The organism is Bradyrhizobium sp. WYCCWR15520, assembly GCF_056174665.1.
In genome coordinates, this window is the sequence record NZ_JBWBWM010000003.1 from 252,003 (window position 1) to 272,910 (window position 20,908).

A 20,908-nucleotide genomic window follows, 5' to 3' on the forward strand; every position below is an offset into this window, starting at 1 on the left:
CCCGTCATTGCTGTCGAGCGAAGAAGCAATCCACCGGTCCACACGCGCGGAGAGATGGATTGCTTCGCTTTCGCTCGACAGCAATGACGCGGATATACCTGCGCTAACCCGCCTTGCGGTGTCTGGCTGCAGACCGGTGCGCCTTCTTCGCAGTGCGGCGCGCCGGTGCCCGCCGCGCGGTCGAGCCATGCCCGCGCCGTTTCGCCGCCTTGCCCTTCAGGCTCGCCTTCAGTGCGTCCATCAGGTTGATGACGTTGTCGGGCTTTTCTTCGGGCTCGGGTAGCTTGATCGTCTTGCCGGACGCCTTGCGCCGCACCAGTGCCTTCAGCGCGTCCTCATACTCGTCCTTGAATTTCGAGGGATCGAAATGCGCGGCCTTGGTCTGCAGGATGTGGCCCGCGAGTTCGACCATGTCCTTGGTGATCTTCGGGGTCTTGATGTCCTCGAAGAAGTCGTCCTCGTCGCGCAGCTCGTATGGATAGCGCAGCGTGGTGCCGAGCAGTCCCTTGCCGAGCGGCTCGATCGCCATCACGTGCTCGCGGTTGGTCAGCACGATGCGCGCCAGCGCCACCCGATCCTCGTCCTTCATGGCGTCGCGGATCACCGCAAAGGCGTCTACCGCGGCCTTGCCGTCGGGAGCGAGATAGTAGGGGTGGTTGTAGTAGCGCTTGTCGATTTCGTCCCGTGGCACAAAACTGTCGATCTCGATGGTGTGATTGCTCTCGATCTGGACGGCCTCAAGTTCCTCCTTTTCGATCTCGACATACTGGCCCTTTTTCAGCTCATAACCGCGGCCCTTCTGGTCGCTCTCGACGACATCGCCGGTCTCGGCGTCGATCATCTGCTGCTTCAGGCGGTTGCCGGTCTCCTTGTTGATCATGTGAAAGCGGGTTTTCTCGACCGATGTCGAGGCTGGGTACAATACGACAGGGCATGACACCAACGAGAGTTTCAGCGAGCCTTTCCAGTAGGCGCGGGGGGCCATTGCAATCTCCGGGGGCGGGTTGGGTTTGGGAACTTCAACGGTTAGTATGGGTTTTCGTTCCGGAATGGCGGCGGGGCGATCCTGATCGTCGAGGTTTGGCCGTGGCGTTGAAGAAACTCAGCACGTACCGCGAGAAGCGCGATTTCGGCAAAACGGCGGAGCCCTCCGGCGACGTCAAGGTCGCGCCCGCAAAACAGCGGCGGTTCGTAATTCAGAAGCATGACGCGAGCCGGCTGCATTACGACCTCAGGCTGGAGTTCGACGGCGTCTTCAAGTCCTGGGCGGTCACCAAGGGCCCGTCGCTCGATCCGCATGACAAGCGGCTGGCGGTCGAGGTCGAGGACCATCCGCTCGACTACGGCGATTTCGAAGGCACCATTCCCGAAGGCCAGTATGGCGGCGGCACCGTGATGCTGTGGGACCGCGGCTATTGGGAATCCGATGATCCCGATCGCGGCCTCAAGAAGGGCGACCTGAAATTCACGCTGCGGGGAGACAAGCTGCATGGAAGCTGGGTGCTGGTGCGGATGCGCGGCGACCGCTATGGCGGCAAGCGCACCAACTGGCTGCTGATCAAGCACCGCGACGAGTTCGTCAGGGAAGGCGAGGACAACGACATTCTGAATGAAGACCGTTCGGTAGCCTCCGGGCGGACGATGACGCAGATTGCGCAAGGCAAGGGCAAGGCGCCAAAGCCGTTCATGCTGGCGAAGGAAACCAAGGCCGACGCGGTCTGGCAATCGAACCGCGGCGATGCCGCCGAGGCGCGGACCCTGCGGAAGACGGCCGCCTTGCGCGCCGTTCCGGAAACCAGAACGCGCGCGCCGGCGCCAAAACCCCAGCCGAAGAAGGTCGCGGCGATGCCGGACTTCGTCGCACCGCAGCTTTGCACCGTGGTCGAGCGGCCGCCGGGCGGCGAAGGCTGGTGCCATGAAATCAAGTTCGACGGCTACCGCGTGCAGTTGCGGGTCGAGGACGGGGAAGGCGCGCTCTATACCCGCAAAGGGCTCGACTGGACCGACAAATTCAAGGCAATCGCCAACGAAGCGGAGTCGCTTTCAGATGTGCTGATCGATGGCGAGATCGTAGCTCTCGATCATAGCGGCGCGCCCAACTTCTCCACTCTGCAGGCGGCGCTGTCGGACGGCGACAGCGAGAGCCTGATCTTCTATGCGTTCGACCTGCTGTTCGCCGATGGCGAAGATCTTCGCAAGCTCCCGCTCGGCGAACGCAAGGCGCGGTTGAAGAAGTTGCTTGAAGCGCAGAAGGGCAGGGACAAGCAGATCCGCTATGTCGAGCACTTCGAAAGCGGCGGTGATGCCGTGCTGCAATCGGCGTGCAAGCTGGAACTGGAAGGGATCGTTTCCAAGAAGCTCGATGCCGCCTATCGCTCCGGCCGCACGGAAAGCTGGACCAAGGCGAAATGCCGTGCCGGGCATGAGGTGGTGCTGGGCGGCTGGAAGACCACCAACGGCAAATTCCGCTCGCTGATGGCCGGCGTCTATCGCGGCGATCATCTCGCCTTTGTCGGCATGGTCGGAACCGGCTTTGGGCAGGACAAGGTCCGCCGCATCATGCCGGCGCTGAAGGCGGCAGCCTCCGACAAGAGCCCGTTCGGCGGCAAGAACGCGCCGAAGAAAACCCGTGACGTGCATTGGCTGAAACCCGAACTGGTCGCCGAGATCGAATTCGCCGGCTTCACCGCGGACGGCAATATCCGCCAGGCCGCGTTCAAGGGCCTGCGGCAGGACAAGCCGGCCGAGGAAGTGGAGGCCGAAACCCCATCCAGGAAGGGCGTCGCGCAGCCGAAGCCGGGCAAGGCAGCGGCGGCGCGTTCAAAGCCCGCCGCCAACAAGGCTGGCGAGGTCATGGGCGTTGCGATTTCGAAGCCGGACAAGGAGCTGTGGCCCGATATCGGCGACGGCGAGGGCGTCACCAAGCTCGACCTTGCGCAATATTTCGAAGCCGTCGGCGAATGGATGATCGATCATATCCGGGGCCGTCCATGCTCCATCGTCCGCGCGCCGGATGGTATCAACGGCGAGAAATTCTTTCAGCGCCACGCCATGCAGGGCGCGTCCAACCTGTTCGAACTGGCCAAGGTTTCGGGCGACCGCAAACCCTATCTGCAGATCGACCGGATCGAGGCGTTGGCAGCGGTGGCGCAGATCGGCGGATTGGAGCTGCATCCCTGGAATTGCGCTCCCGATGCCTACGACACGCCCGGCCGGCTGGTATTCGATCTCGATCCGGCGCCCAATGTTGAATTCTTGGATGTCATCGAGGCGGCGAAAGATATGCGCCAGCGGCTGACCGCCGTCGGCCTCGAAAGTTTCTGCAAGACCACGGGTGGCAAGGGGCTGCACGTGGTGACGCCGCTGCTCCACGGCGCGAGGGACAAGGTGACGTGGAAGGAGGCCAAAGCGTTCGCGCAGGGCATCTGCCAATGGATGGCCAACGACGATCCCGAGCGCTATCTGCTCAACATGTCGAAGAAGCTGCGCAGGGGAAAGATCTTCCTCGACTATCTCCGCAACGACCGGATGTCGACCGCGGTAGCCGCGCTGTCGCCGCGCGCGCGGGAGGGAGCTACCGTTTCGATGCCGCTGACCTGGACGCAGGTGCGCGGCGATCTCGATCCGAAGAAGTATACGGTGCGCACCGTGCCGGGGTTGTTGGCGAAGACGAAGGCCTGGGACGGTTACGATGAGGCGGCGGCGTCGATCAAGCCGGCGATGAAGAAGTTGGCCTCGATGTAGGGTGGGCAAGCGAAGCGTGCCCACCCTTTGTAAGTGCAACGAAAAAGGTGGGCACGGCGCTTTCGCGCCTTTGCCCACCCTACAACTTTGCCCTTCGGCTTACAGCTTCCCAAGCAACAAAAGGATCAACAGGATCACGATCACGAGGCCCAATCCGCCGCCGCCGTAATATCCGGTGCCATAGAACGGACCGCCGCCGATGCCGCTGAATCCGCCGAGCAGGGCGATGATGAGAATGATCAGGATGATGGTGCCGATAGACATAAGTCTCTCCTCAGCCCAACCGGGCGTTCTGCATGTTCTGCCCTTCATGCGGAACAACAACCGGGAGTCATCTAAGTTCCGCTTTGCGCGGTGATAATGCGCGCGGCTCTTCCATTCGAAGCGTGTGTAGTTACATGCAGTTAGATGAGAGAGGGATTTTGCGATGACCAAGCCGCTCGTGGTTTCCATCCCGCATAGTCTGGGACGCGAAGAGGCGATGCGCCGTCTCAAGACGGGGCTATCGCGCGCCGCGTCCAGCGTGCCGATGCTGAGCGTCGATGAGGAGCGTTGGGAAGACAACCGCATGATTTTTCGCGTGCGCGCCCTCGGGCAGGGCGCGGCGGGTCATGTCGATGTCGCCGAGGATCATGTGCAGGTGGAAGTGGTGCTGCCATGGCTCCTGCAACGCTTTGCCGAGGCCGCACAGGCCGCCATCCGCAGCCGGGGCCAGTTGTTGCTGACCAAGAAAAACTGACGCACTAGCCGCGGCGGGGCTGTGGGGACGGCTTCGCGGCGCCGGTAAACCTGGCTTTCAACACGGCGACGGGCAGATGCGTCAGCAGGTCTGACAGACGCAATTGCGCAGCATCGGCATCGGCAAAACCTTCCACCGCATAGCCGCCGACATCAAGCGCGGCGTCGTAATTCTCCGGTCCCGGCCAATGTCTGCCGCCGTCGGTAAACGGCGCAAACCATCGAGTCACGACGGTAATCGCGGCTTCGCGGCCTCGCCGCCGGGCGAAAGCAACAAAATGGTCGCGATGCGGCCCGCCCACTTCCAAGGGCTCGTACTCACCGTCCGTGAATACGTCGGCGAGTTCTGTCCGTAACGTGAGCAGATGCCGTGTCCAGGCCAGCTTCAGATGCCCGTTCGGCCAACTCTGCGTCAGCCGATCCCAATCCCATTTCTCCAGCGCGCCGAGCCGGCCTGCGCGTTCGGCAAAGTCGACCGGCCGCCGGTTGTCGGGATCGACCAGTGAAAAATCCCATAGCTCGGTGCCCTGATAGAAGTCCGGTACGCCCGGCATCGCAGCTTTCAGCGTGATCTGGCTGAGCGAATTCAGCGCACCCAGCAGCGACAATCGCTGCGCAAGCGATTGAAGGGAGCTCAGAAACTCGCCCGAAAGCGATGGATCGAGAATTTTTGCGATGAAGCCTTTTAAGCCGTCCTCATAGGCAGCGTGAGGATTGAGCCAGCTCGTTTCCTGCTTACCCTCGCGCGCCGCTTTCAGCGCATATTCCTGCATCCGCTCCGGAAAGGAGGTGTCGTCCGGCTGCCACGCCCCCAGCAATGCCTGATAGAGCATGTATTCTGACGTCGCCGACGGCGCGCGCAACTCGCCGTCGACCAGAAGATGCGGCGCGTTGAGCAGCTTCCATCGCGCCACCGTGCTGGTCCATTCGCCGGGGATTTCGGCCAGTGCCATGATCCGCGCCCGCGCATCCTCGCCGCGCTTGGTGTCATGCGTCGCGGTCGCCGTCATCCCGTGCGGCCACTCCCTGGCGCGGGTCCGCATCATGTCGTGAAATTCGTCGGCCGAAAGCGCCTTTGCCGCTGGGTCGCCACCGACCTCATTGAGGGCCAGCAGGCGGTGGTAGCGATAGAACGTCGTGTCCTCCAGCGACTTCGCCATCATCGGGCCGGTGAACTGCTGCACCTTCAATGCGAAGCGCCTGACGCGCGGTGCGCTGTGGTGCGCCCGTCCGGGGTTGATCAGATCCATCGTCAGTGTGTCGCGGAGAAAGTCGAAGATGCCGTCGTCGGCGGCAAACCAGTCGGCGCGCGCCCGTTCGATCGCGCCTGATATCAACTGGCGATCATGGGCGGATGGGCCCGACGGCGCCAGATAGGTACGATAGACCGGAAAGTGCAGCACGTAGAGTTCGAGCGCCTGCCGCAGGCTGTCAGAGGAGTAGTCGCGGGTGGAGTAATGTCCGCTGGCAATCCGCGCCAACAGCCGCGTCAGCACCGTGAACTCGCTGGTCAGCAGCGTTTCCAATACCCGGCGTTTTGCTTCCCGCAGGATCGGTTCGAGTTTTGGCGACTGGTTGCTGATCTGCCGCCAGATCTCGTCAAGCGGCTCCAGGCCGCTTCCGTCGATCAGCACCTGGGTGATCGTGTTCATCCATTCATAGCCGGTGGTGCCGTGAACCCCGGCGAAGGAGGGCAGCTTCTCATGCTCGCCGAGAATCTTCTCGATCACCACGTAGAACGGCCGGGTCTGCCCGCCATGTGCCTCGCGAACCAGCCGGCGCAGGCGCTGAAAATACTGCACGGGGTCACGCAGGCCGTCGATATGGTCGAGGCGGAGCCCCTGCAGCTTTCCCTCGGCAATCAATCGTTTGACCAGGCGATGGATCGCCTCGAACGTGCCGGGGTCCTCGACGCGCAGGCCGGCCAGCGTATTGATGTCGAAGAAGCGCCGGTAATTGATGTCGCTGGAAGCGAGCCGCCAGTGGCCGAGCTTGTAGTGCTGGCGTTCGAGCAGATGATGCAGCGCCTGCGTCGCGGCGCCGCGATCGGGTCCGGCGCGATAGGCCGAAAGCCCGCGTGCGATGATTTCGGCGGCTCCCGCAATGCCCTTCAGTTCGGCCTTGAAGCCAGGCGCTTCCTTGCGGTTAGGACGCCGCGGCCCCTGGTAGCGGAGGGCCAGCGCAAGCATGGCCTTGCCGGACGCGCTTTCTTCCGCATCCGCTTCCTTGAGGATCATCCGCAGGATTTCGCCGTAACGTTCCGGCGCGATCGGCAGCCGGTGCTCGAAATACCAGGCCGAGAAACTGCCTTCGCCAGCGTCGTAGCGCAGCTCGATCTCGCCGCTTTCCAACGCCTGGCCATACGACGAGCCGATGATCGGCAGAAGCACGCCGCCGCGAGCGCGGTAGGGCAACTGCTCCCAGTCGATGTCGAAGGATACGGCGTGTGGTGAGGCGGGACCCCACTCCAGCACGTCGAGCCACCAGGGATTGTCGTCAAAATGCACGCCGACATGGTTGGGCACGAAGTCCAGGATCAGCCCGAGATCGTGTTGCTGCAGCACCGCGCTCAGCCGTTCGAAGCCGGCTTCGCCGCCGAGTTCGGGATTGAAGCGGGCGTGGTCGGTGACGTCGTAGCCATGCGTGCTGCCCTTGCGGGCGCGCATGAAGGGCGAGGCATAGAAATGGGTGATGCCAAGCGCCTTCAGGTAAGGCACCAGGGAAGCAGCGGCGTCGAAATCGAAATCCGCCGACAATTGCAGGCGGTAGGTCGCGATCGGGATCGCCGGAGGCATTGTCCTATCCGATGCGCCAGAGCACCGTCCATGCCGGGACGCTGTCGCCCAACTCGCTGCCCCAGATCAGGGTTCCCCTGGTCTCAGCGGACGCATGGCTGATGGTCTGGTCCGACAGGTTGGCGGCAAGGCGAAGCGCCGCGCCGTCGCCCATGCGCCACTCGGCCGTCAGTAGCCCGTTGCCTGCCGCCTCAGCCTTCCCGAAGGCCGCGCCGGCCAGGCGCGGCACGATCTCCTGCCGCCGAATCCGCAACAGTTCTCGCACCATGGTCAAGCGTTTCCGCCCGGCCGGCGCGTTGCGGCCGTCCCAGTCGAGGACGGCGGAATCGCGGGTCGATGCGGCAAGCGCGTCGGGGACTTCGTCGCCATATTCCGCGTAGGCCCACGCCAATTCGACGCGGCGGCCCTTTCGGACCGCGTCGGCGAGCTCGCCGCCGAAATCACAGAAGAACGGGAAGGGGACCGTTGAGCCCCACTCCTCGCCCATGAACAGCATGGGAATGTGAGGTGCGATCAGCAGCACCGAAAGCGCCGCTTCGATCATCCTCGGGTCCGCGTTGCCTTCGAGCCGGTCGCCGAGTGCCCGATTGCCGATCTGGTCGTGGTTCTGCACGAAGTTGATGAAGGCCGTCGGCGCCAGATGGCCGCTTGGCTCGCCGCGCTTGCCGCGCCGGAACGCCGACATCTCTCCCTGATAGACGAAACCGGACGACAGCGTACGGGCGATGTCCGTCCTCGGCGAGCGCTGATAGTCGGCGTAGTAGCCCTGCTTCTCGCCGGTCATCAGCACGCGCCAGGCGTGGTGATAATCGTCGTTCCACTGCGCGCGATACTTTCCGCGCGGCGGATCTTCCGAAGCATCCAGGATGCTGGCGCGGTTGTCGCCGTTCTCCAGCACGAGATGAATGTGCCGGCCGGTTTCCGCAGCGAGTTTGCCGGCGGCGGCGCTGATATCACGCAGCAGCGACAGCCCGCCGGGCTCGACGATGGAATTGACGGCATCGAGCCGCAGCCCGTCGAAGCGATAGTCGCGCAGCCAGTGCAGTGCATTCTCGATCGCAAAGGCGCGTACAGGCGCCACGCGATAATCGATCGCGCTGCCCCACGGCGTGTGCGCGTCCGTGAAGAAGGAAGGCGCATAGCGGCCGAGATAATTTCCTTCGGGGCCGAAATGGTTGTAGACGACGTCGAGCATCACCATCAGCCCGCGCTGATGGGCTGCGTCGATCAGTGCCTTGAGATCTTCGGGCCGCCCATAGGCGCTGTCGGGTGCATACCACAACACGCCGTCATAGCCCCAGTTGCGAGACCCGGCGAAATCCGCAAGCGGCATCAATTCCAGCGCGGTGATGCCGGTCTCGACGAGATGATCGAGCCGGTCGATCATCGCGCGATAGCTGCCTTCTTTGGTGAAGGTCCCGACATGGGCCTCGACGATGACAGCCTCCTGCCACGGCCGCCCGTGCCAGTTCGCAGCTCGCCACGGATAGGCTGCATGATCGATGACTTCGCTCGGGCCAAAGACGTCATCCGGTTGAAACTCAGATGCCGGATCCGGCACGTCAATTTCGTCATCGATGCGGAATTTGTAGCGCGCGCCGGCCTTGACGCCGGCAATGTCGGCGGTAAACCAGCCGTCCTCGCCACGCCGCATCAAGTGAGGTTGCTCGAGCATCACCTCGACGCGTTTCGCCGCCGGCGCCCACAGCCGAAACCGCGTGCCGTAATTTGTCAGAAACGGGCCGAACTGCCGGTCATTCATGCCGCGCCTGCAAAGGCAAGCACCGACCGCGGCGGCGCGTTGGTTTCAGTGCCGGAAGCGAACTCGGCAAAACTCTGGACGGTTTCGGTCGTGTTCAGCACCTGCTGCCAGTTTTTGGTTTCGGACATCTGCGGAAATTTGAAAGCGATCTCTTCGGGCGCGGCGTTCAGCACGATAAAGATCGGCGGCTGGCCTTGTTCCAAGGGCCCCAGCACGTAGGCGAGGAATCGTCCTTCCGGAAAATTCCAGTCGGATTCCTGCATTTCCTCGGCCGCCGGTGTCAGCCACAGCACGCCGTAGGAGCCATCTTTGCGCCGCCCGGAAAGCCAGCGCTGGTAGCGCAGTTGCGGGAAGCGCCGGCGCAGCGCCGTCATGTGACCGACGAAATCGGTGAGGTCGTCGCCTGGCTTGCCGAGATTATCCCAATTGACCCAGCCGATCTCATTGTCCTGGCAATAGGCGTTGTTGTTGCCGTTCTGCGAATTGCCGACTTCATCGCCGGCCAGCAGCAAGGGCGTCCCTTGCGCGAGGAACAGGCAGGCGAGCTGGTTCTTGCGGAGCTGCCGGCGCAGCGCCGTTATCGCGACGTCGGTGGTCGGGCCCTCGTGGCCGCAATTGTTGCTGTTGTTGTCGTTGGAGCCGTCGCGATTGTCCTCGCCGTTGGCTTCGTTGTGCTTCTCGTTGTAGCTGAACAGGTCCGCCAGCGTGAAACCGTCATGGACGGTGATGTGATTGATGCTGGCGCGCGTCGCGCGGTTGTCGTGATGAAACAGGTCGGACGAGGCGGTCATGCGGCGCGATACTTCGCCGATCAGGCTGCCTTCGCCGCTCCAGTAACGCCGCATCGCGCCGCGATAGCGATCGTTCCATTCCGACCATTGCGAGGGAAACGCGCCGACCTGATAGCCGCCGAGGCCAAGATCCCACGGTTCGGCGACGAGTTTGACGGTGGCCAGCACCGGGTCCTGCCGCACGGCCGTGAGGAAGCCGGAATTGCGATCAAAGCCGTTCGGCCCGCGCGCCAGCGTGGTGGCGAGATCGAAGCGGAAGCCGTCGACGTGGCAGACCTCGACCCAATAGCGCAGCGAATCCATCACCATCTGCAGCACGCGCGGATGGGTGAGGTTGACCGAGCTGCCGCAGCCGGTGAAATCGTCGTAGTAGCGCGGATGCTCTTTATTGAGCCAGTAATAGGACGCGTTGTCGATGCCGCGGAAGCACAGCGTTGGGCCGAGATGATTGCCCTCGGCGGTGTGATTGTAGACCACGTCGAGCATCACCTCGATGCCGGCGTCGTGCAGCCGCGCCACCGTGGTGCGGAACGCGTCGAGTGCGTTGTCCTGCGCATAGCGCGGCTCCGGCGCGAAGAACGCCAGCGTGTTGTAGCCCCAGTAATTCGCCAGCTTCCGTTCCACCAGCACCCGGTCGTCGATCAGTCCGTGGATCGGCAACAGTTCGATGGTGGTGACGCCGAGCCGCTTGAGATGGTCGATCATCGCCGGCGAGCACAGTCCGCCATAGGTACCGCGCCAGGCCGGCCCCACGTCGTCGCGCTTTTGCGTCAGGCCCTTGACGTGGGCCTCGTAGATGATGGTGTCTTCCCAGGCGATGTTCGGCCTTATCTCGCGGCGGCCCCAGTTGAAGGTCTCGTCGACCACGACTGCCTTAGGCATGCCGCGCGCATTGTCACGGCGGTCGAAGGAAAGATCCTCGCGCGCGCTCCCCGTGCGATAGCCGAAATGCGCGTCGCTCCACACCAGGCGGCCGGCGAGCCGCTTGGCATAGGGATCGAGCAAGAGCTTGTTGGCATTGAAGCGATGCCCGCGCTCGGGCGCGTAAGCGCCGTGGACGCGATAGCCGTAGAGCTGCCCGGGCGAGACGTCGTTGAGATAGCCGTGCCAGACGTCCTCGTTGCGCTCGGGCAGTTCGATCCGCTCGAGTTCGCGGCGGCCCTGGGCGTCGAACAGGCAAAGCTCGACCTTCTCGGCATTGGCCGAGAACAACGCAAAGTTGGTGCCCCTTCCGTCCCAGCTTGCACCTAAGCGGGCGGGGCTTCCCGCGGACAATCGCATGCGTCAGCTTTCCGGTACGAGAAAGATCGCAGCCAGCGGCGGAATGGTGAGGCTGAGCTCGGGAATGCTGCCATCCAGGGTGTGGACTTCGCCGACATTGCCGACATTGCTGCCGCCATAATGCGCGGCGTCGGAATTGAGCACTTCCTTCCACTTGCCGGCGAACGGCACCCGGACGCGGTAATTCTGATAGACGTTCGGCGAGAAGTTGACGACGACCAGACAGCGTGCACGCGCGTCGAAACCCTTGCGCAGCCAGGCAAAGACGTTGTTGCCGGAATCATGGGTGATGACCCATTCGAACCCCGCCTGGTTGCAGTCCATCTCGTGCAGCGCCGGCACGGCGCGATAGAGCCGGTTGAGATCGCGGATCAGGTTCTGGATGCCGGCGTGCCGAGGTTGCCCCAACAGGTGCCAGTCCAGCGATTGATCGTGGTTCCACTCGCGCTCCTGGCCGAACTCGCAGCCCATGAACAGGAGCTTCTTGCCGGGATGGCCGAACATGAAGCTGTAATAGGCACGCAAATTGGCAAACCGCTGCCACTGGTCGCCCGGCATGCGGCCGAGGATCGAGCGTTTGCCGTGCACGACTTCGTCATGCGACAGCGGCAGAATGAAATTCTCGGAAAACGCATAATGCAGGCCGAACAGCACGTCGCCGTGATGGTGCTTCCGGTACACCGGATCCTTGCCGATATATTTCAGCGTGTCGTGCATCCAGCCCATGTTCCACTTGAAGCCGAAGCCGAGCCCGCCATATTCGACCGGCTGCGAGACCTGGGGCCATGCGGTGGATTCCTCCGCAGCCGTGGTGGCTTCCGGAAAATGCCCGAACAGTTCGATGTTGAAGCGACGCAGGAATTCGATGGCTTCGAGGTTTTCCCGGCCGCCATGCCGGTTCGGAATCCACTCGCCGGCGGGGCGGCTGTAATCGAGGTAAAGCATCGAGGCGACGGCATCGACGCGCAGGCCGTCGACGCCATAGCGATCGAGCCAGAACAGCGCGTTGGAAACCAGGAAGTTGACCACTTCGGTGCGTCCGTAATTGTAAATCAGCGTGCCCCAGTCGAGGTGGCGGCCCTGCATCGGATTGGCATGCTCGTAGAGCGCGGTACCATCGAAATAGCCGAGCCCATGCGGATCGTCGGGAAAATGTCCGGGCACCCAGTCGAGCCATACGCCGAGCCCCTCGCGGTGGCAGGCATCGATGAGGGCGGAAAAATCTTCCGGCGTGCCGAACCGGCTGGTCGGCGCGTACAGGCCGGTCGGCTGATAGCCCCAGGAGCCGTCGAACGGATGTTCGCTGACGGGCAGGAACTCGATATGGGTAAAGCCCATATCCTTCGCATAGGCTGGAAGCTGTTCGGCGAGATCGCGATAGCTCAGCCATTCGTTGCCGTTCTTGCGCCGCCACGAGCCGAGATGCACCTCGTAGATCGAGATTGGCGCCTCCAGTGCGTTGATGCCCGATGGCGCGGAGCGCGGATGCGGAATCTTGCTTTCGTCGACGACGATCGAGGCCGTCGACGGCCGGATCTCTGCCGCAAACGCCACCGGATCGGATTTCAGCGGCAGGCGCCGCCCGTCCGAGTCTGTGATGTCGAACTTGTAGCGGTCGCCGGCGCGGGCATGGGGCACGAACAATTCCCAATAGCCGACGCCGCGCACCCGCATCGGATGCCGCCGGTTATTCCAGAAATTGAAATCGCCGACCACGCTGACGCCCTTGGCGTTCGGCGCCAGCACCACGAAGGCGACGCCCTCGACGCCATCCAGCCGCATCGGATGTGCGCCGAGCTTGTCGTAGATCCGCCGGTGGGTGCCTTCGCCCAGCAGGTAGAGATCGAAGTCGCTCAGCACGGGCGGGAAGCGATAGGGATCGTCGAGATCGACGACGTTTTCGCCGAAGCGCGCGCGGAGCTGGTAACGCTTCGATCCGTTCGGCAGCGCGCCCGCGAACAGTCCGGCATCGTGAATTCGTTGCAGCGGTGCGGTCTCGCCGTGCTCGCCGATCGCCTCCACATTGGAAGCTTCGGGAAGGAACGCGCGCACCACGCTGCGGCCGCCCTCGCTGTGCAGACCGAGATAGCGGAACGGATCGGAATGCTTGCCTTCGATGATCGCATAAGCCTCGGCGGATAGCTTGGTCATGCGGCCTCGAATGGTGGTTGCGACAACGTTCGGATGATTCCGGTCAGGGGCATGCGTAGCCAGTCCGGTCGATACAACAACTCGTGTTCGATTTCGTTCAAAGCCTTCTCGAGCAGGAAGAAGTTCAATATGCCCTCGGCAGTTCTGGAATCGTTCGGCCACAACCGTTGATCGGTCATGGCCTCGCTGTAGGCGGCGAAAAATGCGACGGTCGCTCGGTCGCGCCATTCGGCAAGCGCCGCACCGAGCTTGCCATGCTCATCGTGGGCTACTTTGAGCGCGCGCTCAAGGGCGGCCGTTGCCGAATAATCGATCGAGCGGATCAGGCTGGCGACATCGCGCGCCGCGGGCACCTTGCGCCGCCGTTCGGCAATCGTGCGCCGCGGCGTGCCTTCGAAGTCGACGATGAAGATGTCGTCCTTGACGATCAGCAACTGGCTGAGATTGAGGTCGCCATGGCAGCGGATGTTGGCGGCGTCGAACTCGCGCGGCAGCATCGTTTCAAGGCGATCGCGCAGGGCCGGCTGCAACGCCAGCACCTGGTCGGCCAGCGCCCGGTCGGCGGCGTCCTTCAGCGTTTCGCGCCGCTGCCTGAGCAGATCGAAGACGCGTCCGGCGCAGAGCGCCAAATCGTCGATCCAGCGCTGCACGTCGTCGCGGCCGGTCGGCTCCGGGGCGAATTCGGCCAGCTCGCTATTGCTGGCGAGCGCGACATGCAGTTCGGCAACGCGCCGTCCGGCCTGCGCGATGTAACGCAGATAGGGGATTTCTTCCTCGCGCTCGCCGGGGTGGATGCTTTCCGTCAGCAGCCGCTGCTCCTCGACGAACCGATCGAGATAGGCGGCACTCACGGTCCATAGGTCGCCCTGATTGGCAACGAAGGCATGAACGACGCCGACCGCGCTCTTCTCGTTGCCCTCGACCAATTCGGCGCTGCCGAGCAGCACGGGCGTGTTGGCAAAATGGGCGACGTCGGTGAGGAAGCGCCCCATCTCGATCTCGGGATTTGGGCCGGCCTGAAGCGTCCGGTAGATCTTGACGACGTAATCGTTGTCTACCAGCGCGGTGCTGCGAGGAAGATCGGACTCGACCATGCGGATGTGCTCGGGCTGCCGGATCGGCTTGTCGCCGAAGCGGCCGGTCGGCCGGAATTCAAGCTGCAGGCCCTGTTCGCTCTCGTCGACCGTCAGCGATTGCTGCAGGTTGCGCAAGAACAGCGAGATGAAGATCTGGTCGGTGGCGACGTCGAGCAAGGTACCCTCGCGGGCGCCTTGCCGGACGGCGGCCAGCGCATGCGGATTGTAGCGCTCGCGGTCGAAGCGTACCCATTCGATCTGCATCGGCAGCACGTAGCGCGTCGTGATGCCGCGCTCCGTGGTCTCGAAGAAGGCGAGCCACGGCCGGTTGTCACCGATGTCGCAGAACGGTATAGCCGACGTCAGCGCCGGACGGATCGCTTTCTCCGACCGTTCCGGGTACCAGCGGCTGCGCGCCAGATGTCCCGGGAGCACGTCGCGCTCGAACACGCCGCGTTCGCGCGCCAGCGACACCCAGGTCGCGTTCAATGGCACCACCAGCGTTTCGAACTCGGGCACTGCGCGCTGCGGCACCGGCGCTGATTTGTCGCGCTCCTGCAGTTCGAACCAGTAGAAGCCGTAAGGCGCGAGCGTGATCATGTAGGGCAGCTCGCCGATCGCCGGGAAGCGCGTGCGGCCGAGCATTTCCAGCGGGATGCGGTCCTTGAAGGCGGAAAGGTCGAGTTCGGTCGCCTGCGCCGACCGCGACAGGTTGGCGACGCAGAGAATGACCTGGTCCTGATACTGGCGCACATAGCACAGCACCGCGCGGTTCTCCGGGCGAATGAAGGTCATGGTGCCGCGGCCGAAGGCCAGCGTCGACTTGCGGACCGCGATCAGCCGCTTGGTGGCGGAGAGCAGCGAGGAGAGGCTGCGCGACTGCGCCTCGACATTGACCGATTCATAGCCATAGACCGGGTCCATGATGGTCGGCGCGTAGAGCCGCGCGGGGTCGGCGCGGGAGAAACCGCCATTGCGGTCCGGCGTCCATTGCATCGGTGTGCGGACGCCGTTGCGGTCGCCGAGATAGATGTTGTCGCCCATGCCGATCTCGTCGCCGTAATAAATGATCGGCGTGCCCGGGAAAGAGAACAGCAGCGAGTTCATCAGCTCGATCTTGCGCCGGTCATTGTCCATCAGCGGCGCCAGCCGCCGGCGGATGCCGACATTGATGCGGGCGCGGGGATCATTGGCGTAGGTCGACCACAGGTAATCGCGCTCGACGTCGGTGACCATTTCCAGCGTCAGCTCGTCATGGTTGCGCAGGAACAGCGCCCATTGGCAATTGCCTGGAATATCCGGCGTCTGGCGCAGGATGTCGGTGATCGGAAAACGGTCTTCCTGCGCGATCGCCATGTAGATGCGCGGCATCAGCGGGAAGTGATAGGCCATATGGCATTCGTCGCCGCGGCCGAAATATTCCTGCACGTCCTCCGGCCATTGGTTGGCCTCGGCCAGCAGCACCTTGCCTTTTGCATAGGCATCGAGTTCGCCGCGCAGCCGCTTGATGATGGCATGCGTCTCCGGGAGGTTCTCGTTGTTGGTGCCGTCGCGCTCGCACAGATAGGGAATGGCGTCGAGGCGGAAACCGTCGACGCCGGTATCGAGCCAGCGCTTCATCACCTGCACCAGCGCGCTGACCACGCGCGGATTGTCGAAATTGAGATCCGGCTGGTGCGAGAAGAAGCGGTGCCAGTAGAACTGGCCGGCTTCCGGGTCCCAGGTCCAGTTCGATTTCTCGGTATCGGTGAAGATGATCCGGGTGCCCAGATATTTCTGGTCGGTATCGCTCCAGACATACCAGTTGCGGGCGCTGGAATTTGGGTCCGAGCGGCGGGCGCGCTTGAACCAGTCGTGCTGATCGGAGGTGTGGTTGATGACGAGCTCGGTGATGACCCGCAGTCCGCGTTTCTTGGCTTCCTGGATGAAGCGCTTGAAATCCTTCATCGTCCCAAAATCGGGATTGATGTCGCCGTAGTCGGCGATGTCGTAGCCGTCGTCACGGCCGGGCGAGGGGTAGAACGGCAGCAGCCACAGCGTGGTGACGCCAAGATCCTGCAGGTATCCCAGCTTCTCGGTCAGCCCGGCAAAGTCGCCAATACCGTCATTGTTGCTGTCGGCGAAGGCCTTGACGTGGAGCTGGTAGATGATCGCATCCTTGTACCAGAGCTCGTCGGCCACGGTGTCGGCGGCTGGCATCTCCTTTGCTTCGAGCAACAGGTTGCCGTCCTTATCCAGCGGATAGGCGCCATCGATAGGGAGAGAGACGCCGGAATGAGAGCTTTCGGCGGTTTGCGCTTTTTTGTTCACGGTGATGCCATTGCCATGGAAATGACGTCCCCGTTTCGTTTTCAGAAAGGGAGACGTTCCGGACGTAGATAGAAAGCCGCTCGGCTTGCTTTGGTTCCAGCGGAACCGTTGGTGGGCCCGAGCGTTACCCACGGTCTATCTCCTTCCTGTAATTGGACAATTTCGCGACATCGGTTTGATGTTTGCGTGCAAAGTACGTGCCGAATGGATCTTTTTGCTCAAGCCAAAGCCCTGGGGATTCAGACCGAGTTCCTGGACGGTCAGGGTCACCGCCGTGTGACGGACGCCGCCGCGCTCAAAATAATCCTGGATGCCCTGCCACCGCAGGCGCCGGGACCACTGGTCGGTCACCCCGTGGTGGTGCGGTCCGGGCGACCGTCGCGAACCGAACTCCCGAAAGCCAAGCTCCCGGTGGAGTGGAAAATCGTTGCGGATTCGGGAGTTATCGCCAAAGGCGAGAGCTCGGATCACGCCATCGACTGGCCCAAGGACCTGCCGCTCGGTATCTACCGGCTGCAGGTGAAGGATGCCGCGACGACTGAGGACGTGCCGCTGATTTCGGCGCCGGAACGGGCGTTTGGCGGTGAGTTCGACCGCTGCTGGCTGCTCGCGGTGCAGCTTTATAGCGTCCGCTCGGCGCGCAACTGGGGCATGGGCGACTTCACCGACCTCGCCAGCCTGATCGAACTTGCCGATCATCTCGGCGCCGATGGCGTCGGCCTCAATCCGTTGCACGCTTTGTTCGACGATCGTCCGGGCGATTGCAGCCCGTATTCGCCGAACAGCCGGCTGTTTCTCAATGCGCTTTATATCGATGTTGAAAAGCTTCCCGAATTTCAGCCCGATTCCGAAATCCGCGATGCGCTGGCGCCGTTGCGGGCAGGCGATGTCGTCGATTATGTCGGCGTCGCCGGGTTGAAGTGGCGCGCGCTTCGCGCCGCCTTCGCTGCCTTCAAGGCCAACGCCAAGCCGGGGCGCCGACTGGATTTTGACAAATTCCGCGCCGAGCGCGGCACGTTGCTATCGCATTTTGCCTGCTTCGAGGTGCTCCGGCACAAATTCGGCAAGCCGTGGTGGGAATGGCCGGAAGAGTGGCGGCAGCCTGACGATGCCAGATGCGCCGCGTTGCGCCAGGGCGCGGACGCCGGTGAAATCGAATTTGTCGAGTTCGTGCAATGGACCGCGGACCGGCAACTCGGCGCCGCCAACGATCTGGCCAAAAAGCTCGGCATGAAGGTCGGGCTCTATCTCGACGTCGCGGTCGGCGTGCAGGCCGACGGGTTCGACGCCTGGAACGAACAGGTCGCAATATCCCGCCATCTTGGCGTCGGCGCACCGCCCGATCCGCTCAACACCGCCGGCCAGAGCTGGGGCCTTGCCGGCTTCAATGCGGTCGGGCTCGAGCGGCAGTCGTTTGCCCCGTACCGCGACATGCTGCGCGCCTCGATGCGGCATGCCGGTGCAATCCGGCTCGATCATGTGCTGGGCCTGAAGCGGCTCTATCTGGTGCCGCAAGGCTTTACCGCACGCGACGGTGTCTACGTCCAGATGCCGTTCGAGGCGCTGCTCGCAGTGACCGCGCAAGAAAGCATGGCCCAGCGCTGCGTCGTAATCGGCGAAGACCTCGGCACCGTGCCGGAAGGGTTTCGCGACCAGATCGCTGATTGGGGTATCTGGTCATATCTCGTGATGATGTTCGAGCGCGACGACCACGGCTCGTTCCGCAACATCGATCATTATTTAACCAACGCGCTCGTCACCTTCAACACCCATGATCTCTCGACCTATGCCGGCTGGCGCGCGTTCGGCGACCTCAAGCTGAAGCGCTCGCTCGGGATCGATCCCGGCGAGAGCGACGAGGCGCGCTGGCACGCGCTTGCCATGCTGGACGACGTGCTGCGGCATCACGCCATCGATCGCAACGATCTCTATTCGGTCGCGAATTTCCTGGCGCGAACCAAATCGCGGCTGCTCGCGGTTTCGCTGGAGGATCTGCTCGGGGTGGTCGACCAGCCCAACATTCCCGGCACCGTCAATGAGCATCCGAACTGGCGGCGGCGGCTTCCGGTGACGATCGAGGAAATGACGTCCACGGTCGACGTCGCCGCGCTGAAGGCGGCAACCCACGAGCGGTCACGCGCCGCGATCTGAAGAGATCATGCACGAGCAAGAAGGTAGAGCGGGATGATATCTGGAAGAAATGCCATCCCGCTGCGACGGTGAATCATCATGCCGTGCCCGATCGAAGATTATGGGCTGATCGGCGATTGCGAGACTGCGGCGCTGGTCGGCCGTGACGGGTCGATCGATTGGCTGTGCTGGCCGGCGTTCGATTCCGATGCCTGCTTTGCGGCTGTTCTCGGCACGCACAAGCATGGCCGCTGGCTGATCGCGCCAGCGGGGGAGGTCACCGGCACCTCGCGCCGTTACTGGGGCGACACCCTGATCCTGGAGACACGGTTCGAGACGGCTGATGGTACGGTCGACCTGATCGACTTCATGCCGCCGCGCGGCAACGCCTCCGACGTGGTGCGGCTGGTGCGCGGCGTGCGCGGGCGGGTCAGGATGCACATGCAGCTGGTGATCCGCTTCGGCTTCGGCATCGACATTCCCTGGGTCAAGAAGAGCGAGGATGGATCCGCGCTGCTCGCGATCTGCGGGCAGGATATGACGGTGTTGCGCACCCCGGTGGAAACCCGCGGCGAGGACCTGACGACGGTCGCCGATTTCGAAGTAGGCGAGGGCGACACCGTTCCTTTCGTCCTCACCTACGGCCCCTCGCATCTGCCCGTGCCGAAGCCGATCGATCCTGCCTACGCCTTGCAGGACACCGAAACGTTCTGGACCGAATGGTGCAGCCGCTGCACCTATGAAGGCGACCACCGCGATCTCGTGATGCGCTCCCTGATTACGCTGAAGGCGCAGACCTATGCGCCGACGGGCGGCATTGTCGCCGCGCCGACGACGTCGCTGCCGGAGAAGCTCGGAGGACAGCGCAACTGGGACTATCGCTTCTGCTGGCTGCGCGACGCCACTTTCACGCTGCTGGCGCTGATGAACTCGGGCTATACCGAGGAGGCTTCCGCCTGGCATCGCTGGCTGTTACGCGCAGCGGCGGGTTCTCCCGCCAACATGCAGATCATGTACGGCATCATGGGCCAGCGTCGCCTTCTGGAATGGGAGGCCGCATGGCTGCCCGGCTATGAAGGTGCAAAGCCCGTGCGGGTCGGCAATGCTGCGCATGCGCAGTTGCAGCTCGACGTCTACGGCGAACTGATCGACGCCTTTCACCAGTGGCGCGTGGCCAAGCTCGAAATGGACGAGACCAGTTGGGCGATGGAATGCGCCGTGCTACAGCACCTTGCCGCGCAGTGGGACAAGCCCGATCACGGTATCTGGGAACGCCGCGGCGCGGGCAAGCATTATGTCTCGTCCAAGGTGATGACCTGGGTCGCGTTCGACCGCGGCATCAAGAGCGCCGAGACGTTCGGCTTCAAGGCGCCGCTTGTGAAGTGGCGGGTGCTGCGCGACGCCATTCATCGCGACGTCTGCACCAAGGGTTTTGATCCCGAGCTCAACGCCTTCGTCGAGTCCTACGGCTCGAAGATGCTCGATGCCTCCATCCTGTTGTTGCCGTCGGTCGGCTTTCTGCCGCCGGATGATCCCCGCGTGCGCGGCACGCTTGCCGCGGTCGAACAGCATCTGGTGCGCGACGGTTTTGTGCTGCGGCACGATCCCCGTGAAGTGGAAAAACAGCCGGCCGAAGGCGCTTTCCTTGCTTGCACGCTGTGGCTGGCGGATGCCTATGTTCTGGCAGGGCAGTTTGACAAGGCGCAGGAGCTGTTTGCCCGCGTGGTCGCGATCGCCAACGACCTCGGCCTTTTGGCCGAGGAGTACGATACCGCAGTCCGCCGCCAGACCGGCAATTTCCCGCAGGCGCTGACGCACATCGCGCTGATCAACACCGCGCATAATCTCTGCGCGGCAAAGAAGTCCACCGAGAAGCCGGCCATGCAGCGATCGAAATAGCCTTCCGTCATTGCGAGGAGCAAAGCGGCGAAGCAATCCATGTCACCGCGTGCCGGCGCTATGGATTGCTTCGCTGAGCCTGTCATCGGGCGCGCATTCGCGCGACCCGTTGGCTCGCAATGACGTGGATAGGCCGTAGGGTGGGCAAAGGCGCGCAAGCGCCGTGCCCACCATCTCACGTCTTGCTCGAAAAATGGTGGGCACGCTTCGCTTTGCCCACCCTACGAATCT

Annotated in this window: 11 protein-coding genes; 4 read left to right on the forward strand and 7 right to left on the reverse strand. The window is 63.1% G+C overall.

The window, feature by feature from the left end; all coding sequences use genetic code 11:
- Positions 1 to 103 precede the first annotated feature (103 nt).
- Complete coding sequence (ku, locus tag AC0QUY_RS04880; RefSeq protein ID WP_475385994.1) at positions 104 to 985, reverse strand: non-homologous end joining protein Ku; 882 nt, start codon at positions 983 to 985, stop codon at positions 104 to 106.
- A gap of 101 nt (positions 986 to 1,086) precedes the next feature.
- On the opposite strand from ku, the gene ligD reads away from it, so the two are divergent.
- The gene (gene ligD / locus AC0QUY_RS04885) at positions 1,087 to 3,744 is read left to right on the forward strand and encodes a DNA ligase D (protein WP_475385995.1); all 2,658 of its coding nucleotides are present in this window, start codon (positions 1,087 to 1,089) and stop codon (positions 3,742 to 3,744) included.
- Positions 3,745 to 3,843: 99 nt separating this feature from the next.
- Here the strand turns inward: ligD and AC0QUY_RS04890 are convergent, their stop codons facing one another.
- Positions 3,844 to 4,008 carry a DUF3309 family protein gene (locus AC0QUY_RS04890; protein ID WP_065752791.1) on the reverse strand — a complete coding sequence of 55 codons (165 nt, stop codon included), beginning with the start codon at positions 4,006 to 4,008 and terminating at the stop codon, positions 3,844 to 3,846.
- Between the two features lie 163 nt (positions 4,009 to 4,171).
- On the opposite strand from AC0QUY_RS04890, the gene AC0QUY_RS04895 reads away from it, so the two are divergent.
- Complete coding sequence (locus AC0QUY_RS04895) at positions 4,172 to 4,483, forward strand: polyhydroxyalkanoic acid system family protein (RefSeq protein ID WP_475385996.1); 312 nt, start codon at positions 4,172 to 4,174, stop codon at positions 4,481 to 4,483.
- Between the two features lie 4 nt (positions 4,484 to 4,487).
- Here AC0QUY_RS04895 and treY read toward each other — a convergent pair whose 3' ends face one another.
- Genes treY through treS form a run of 5 tightly spaced genes read right to left on the reverse strand, consistent with a single transcriptional unit; the run spans position 4,488 to position 16,537 of the window.
- Entirely contained in the window at positions 4,488 to 7,277 is a 2,790-nt protein-coding gene (gene treY, locus AC0QUY_RS04900) for a malto-oligosyltrehalose synthase (RefSeq protein WP_475385997.1), read from the reverse strand.
- 4 nt (positions 7,278 to 7,281) lie between these two features.
- Positions 7,282 to 9,039: a malto-oligosyltrehalose trehalohydrolase gene (treZ, locus tag AC0QUY_RS04905; protein WP_475385998.1), complete on the reverse strand. Its 1,758-nt coding sequence runs from the start codon at positions 9,037 to 9,039 to the stop codon at positions 7,282 to 7,284.
- On the reverse strand, positions 9,036 to 11,111 hold the full coding sequence (gene glgX / locus AC0QUY_RS04910; RefSeq protein WP_475385999.1) for a glycogen debranching protein GlgX: 2,076 nt from the start codon (positions 11,109 to 11,111) through the stop codon (positions 9,036 to 9,038). The genes treZ and glgX overlap by 4 nt, the downstream gene beginning before the upstream one ends.
- A 3-nt stretch (positions 11,112 to 11,114) precedes the next feature.
- Positions 11,115 to 13,262, reverse strand: coding sequence for a 1,4-alpha-glucan branching protein GlgB (glgB, locus tag AC0QUY_RS04915; RefSeq protein WP_475386000.1), 2,148 nt, complete (start codon positions 13,260 to 13,262; stop codon positions 11,115 to 11,117).
- Positions 13,259 to 16,537 carry a maltose alpha-D-glucosyltransferase gene (gene treS, locus AC0QUY_RS04920; RefSeq protein WP_475386048.1) on the reverse strand — a complete coding sequence of 1,093 codons (3,279 nt, stop codon included), beginning with the start codon at positions 16,535 to 16,537 and terminating at the stop codon, positions 13,259 to 13,261. The genes glgB and treS overlap by 4 nt, the downstream gene beginning before the upstream one ends.
- Before the next feature lie 315 nt (positions 16,538 to 16,852).
- On the opposite strand from treS, the gene malQ reads away from it, so the two are divergent.
- On the forward strand, positions 16,853 to 18,799 hold the full coding sequence (gene malQ / locus AC0QUY_RS04925) for a 4-alpha-glucanotransferase (protein ID WP_475386001.1): 1,947 nt from the start codon (positions 16,853 to 16,855) through the stop codon (positions 18,797 to 18,799).
- A gap of 78 nt (positions 18,800 to 18,877) precedes the next feature.
- Positions 18,878 to 20,677: a glycoside hydrolase family 15 protein gene (locus AC0QUY_RS04930; RefSeq protein ID WP_475386002.1), complete on the forward strand. Its 1,800-nt coding sequence runs from the start codon at positions 18,878 to 18,880 to the stop codon at positions 20,675 to 20,677.
- Positions 20,678 to 20,908: the final 231 nt, after the last annotated feature.

Coding starts and splice junctions, on each gene's coding strand:
- ku (WP_475385994.1), bottom strand. CDS start 985: ATGGCCCCCCGCGCCTACTGGAAAGGCTCGCTGAAACTCTCGTTGGTG.
- AC0QUY_RS04890 (WP_065752791.1), bottom strand. CDS start 4,008: ATGTCTATCGGCACCATCATCCTGATCATTCTCATCATCGCCCTGCTC.
- AC0QUY_RS04895 (WP_475385996.1), top strand. CDS start 4,172: ATGACCAAGCCGCTCGTGGTTTCCATCCCGCATAGTCTGGGACGCGAA.
- treY (WP_475385997.1), bottom strand. CDS start 7,277: ATGCCTCCGGCGATCCCGATCGCGACCTACCGCCTGCAATTGTCGGCG.
- treZ (WP_475385998.1), bottom strand. CDS start 9,039: ATGAATGACCGGCAGTTCGGCCCGTTTCTGACAAATTACGGCACGCGG.
- glgX (WP_475385999.1), bottom strand. CDS start 11,111: ATGCGATTGTCCGCGGGAAGCCCCGCCCGCTTAGGTGCAAGCTGGGAC.
- glgB (WP_475386000.1), bottom strand. CDS start 13,262: ATGACCAAGCTATCCGCCGAGGCTTATGCGATCATCGAAGGCAAGCAT.
- treS (WP_475386048.1), bottom strand. CDS start 16,537: ATGCCAGCCGCCGACACCGTGGCCGACGAGCTCTGGTACAAGGATGCG.
- malQ (WP_475386001.1), top strand. CDS start 16,853: ATGGATCTTTTTGCTCAAGCCAAAGCCCTGGGGATTCAGACCGAGTTC.
- AC0QUY_RS04930 (WP_475386002.1), top strand. CDS start 18,878: ATGCCGTGCCCGATCGAAGATTATGGGCTGATCGGCGATTGCGAGACT.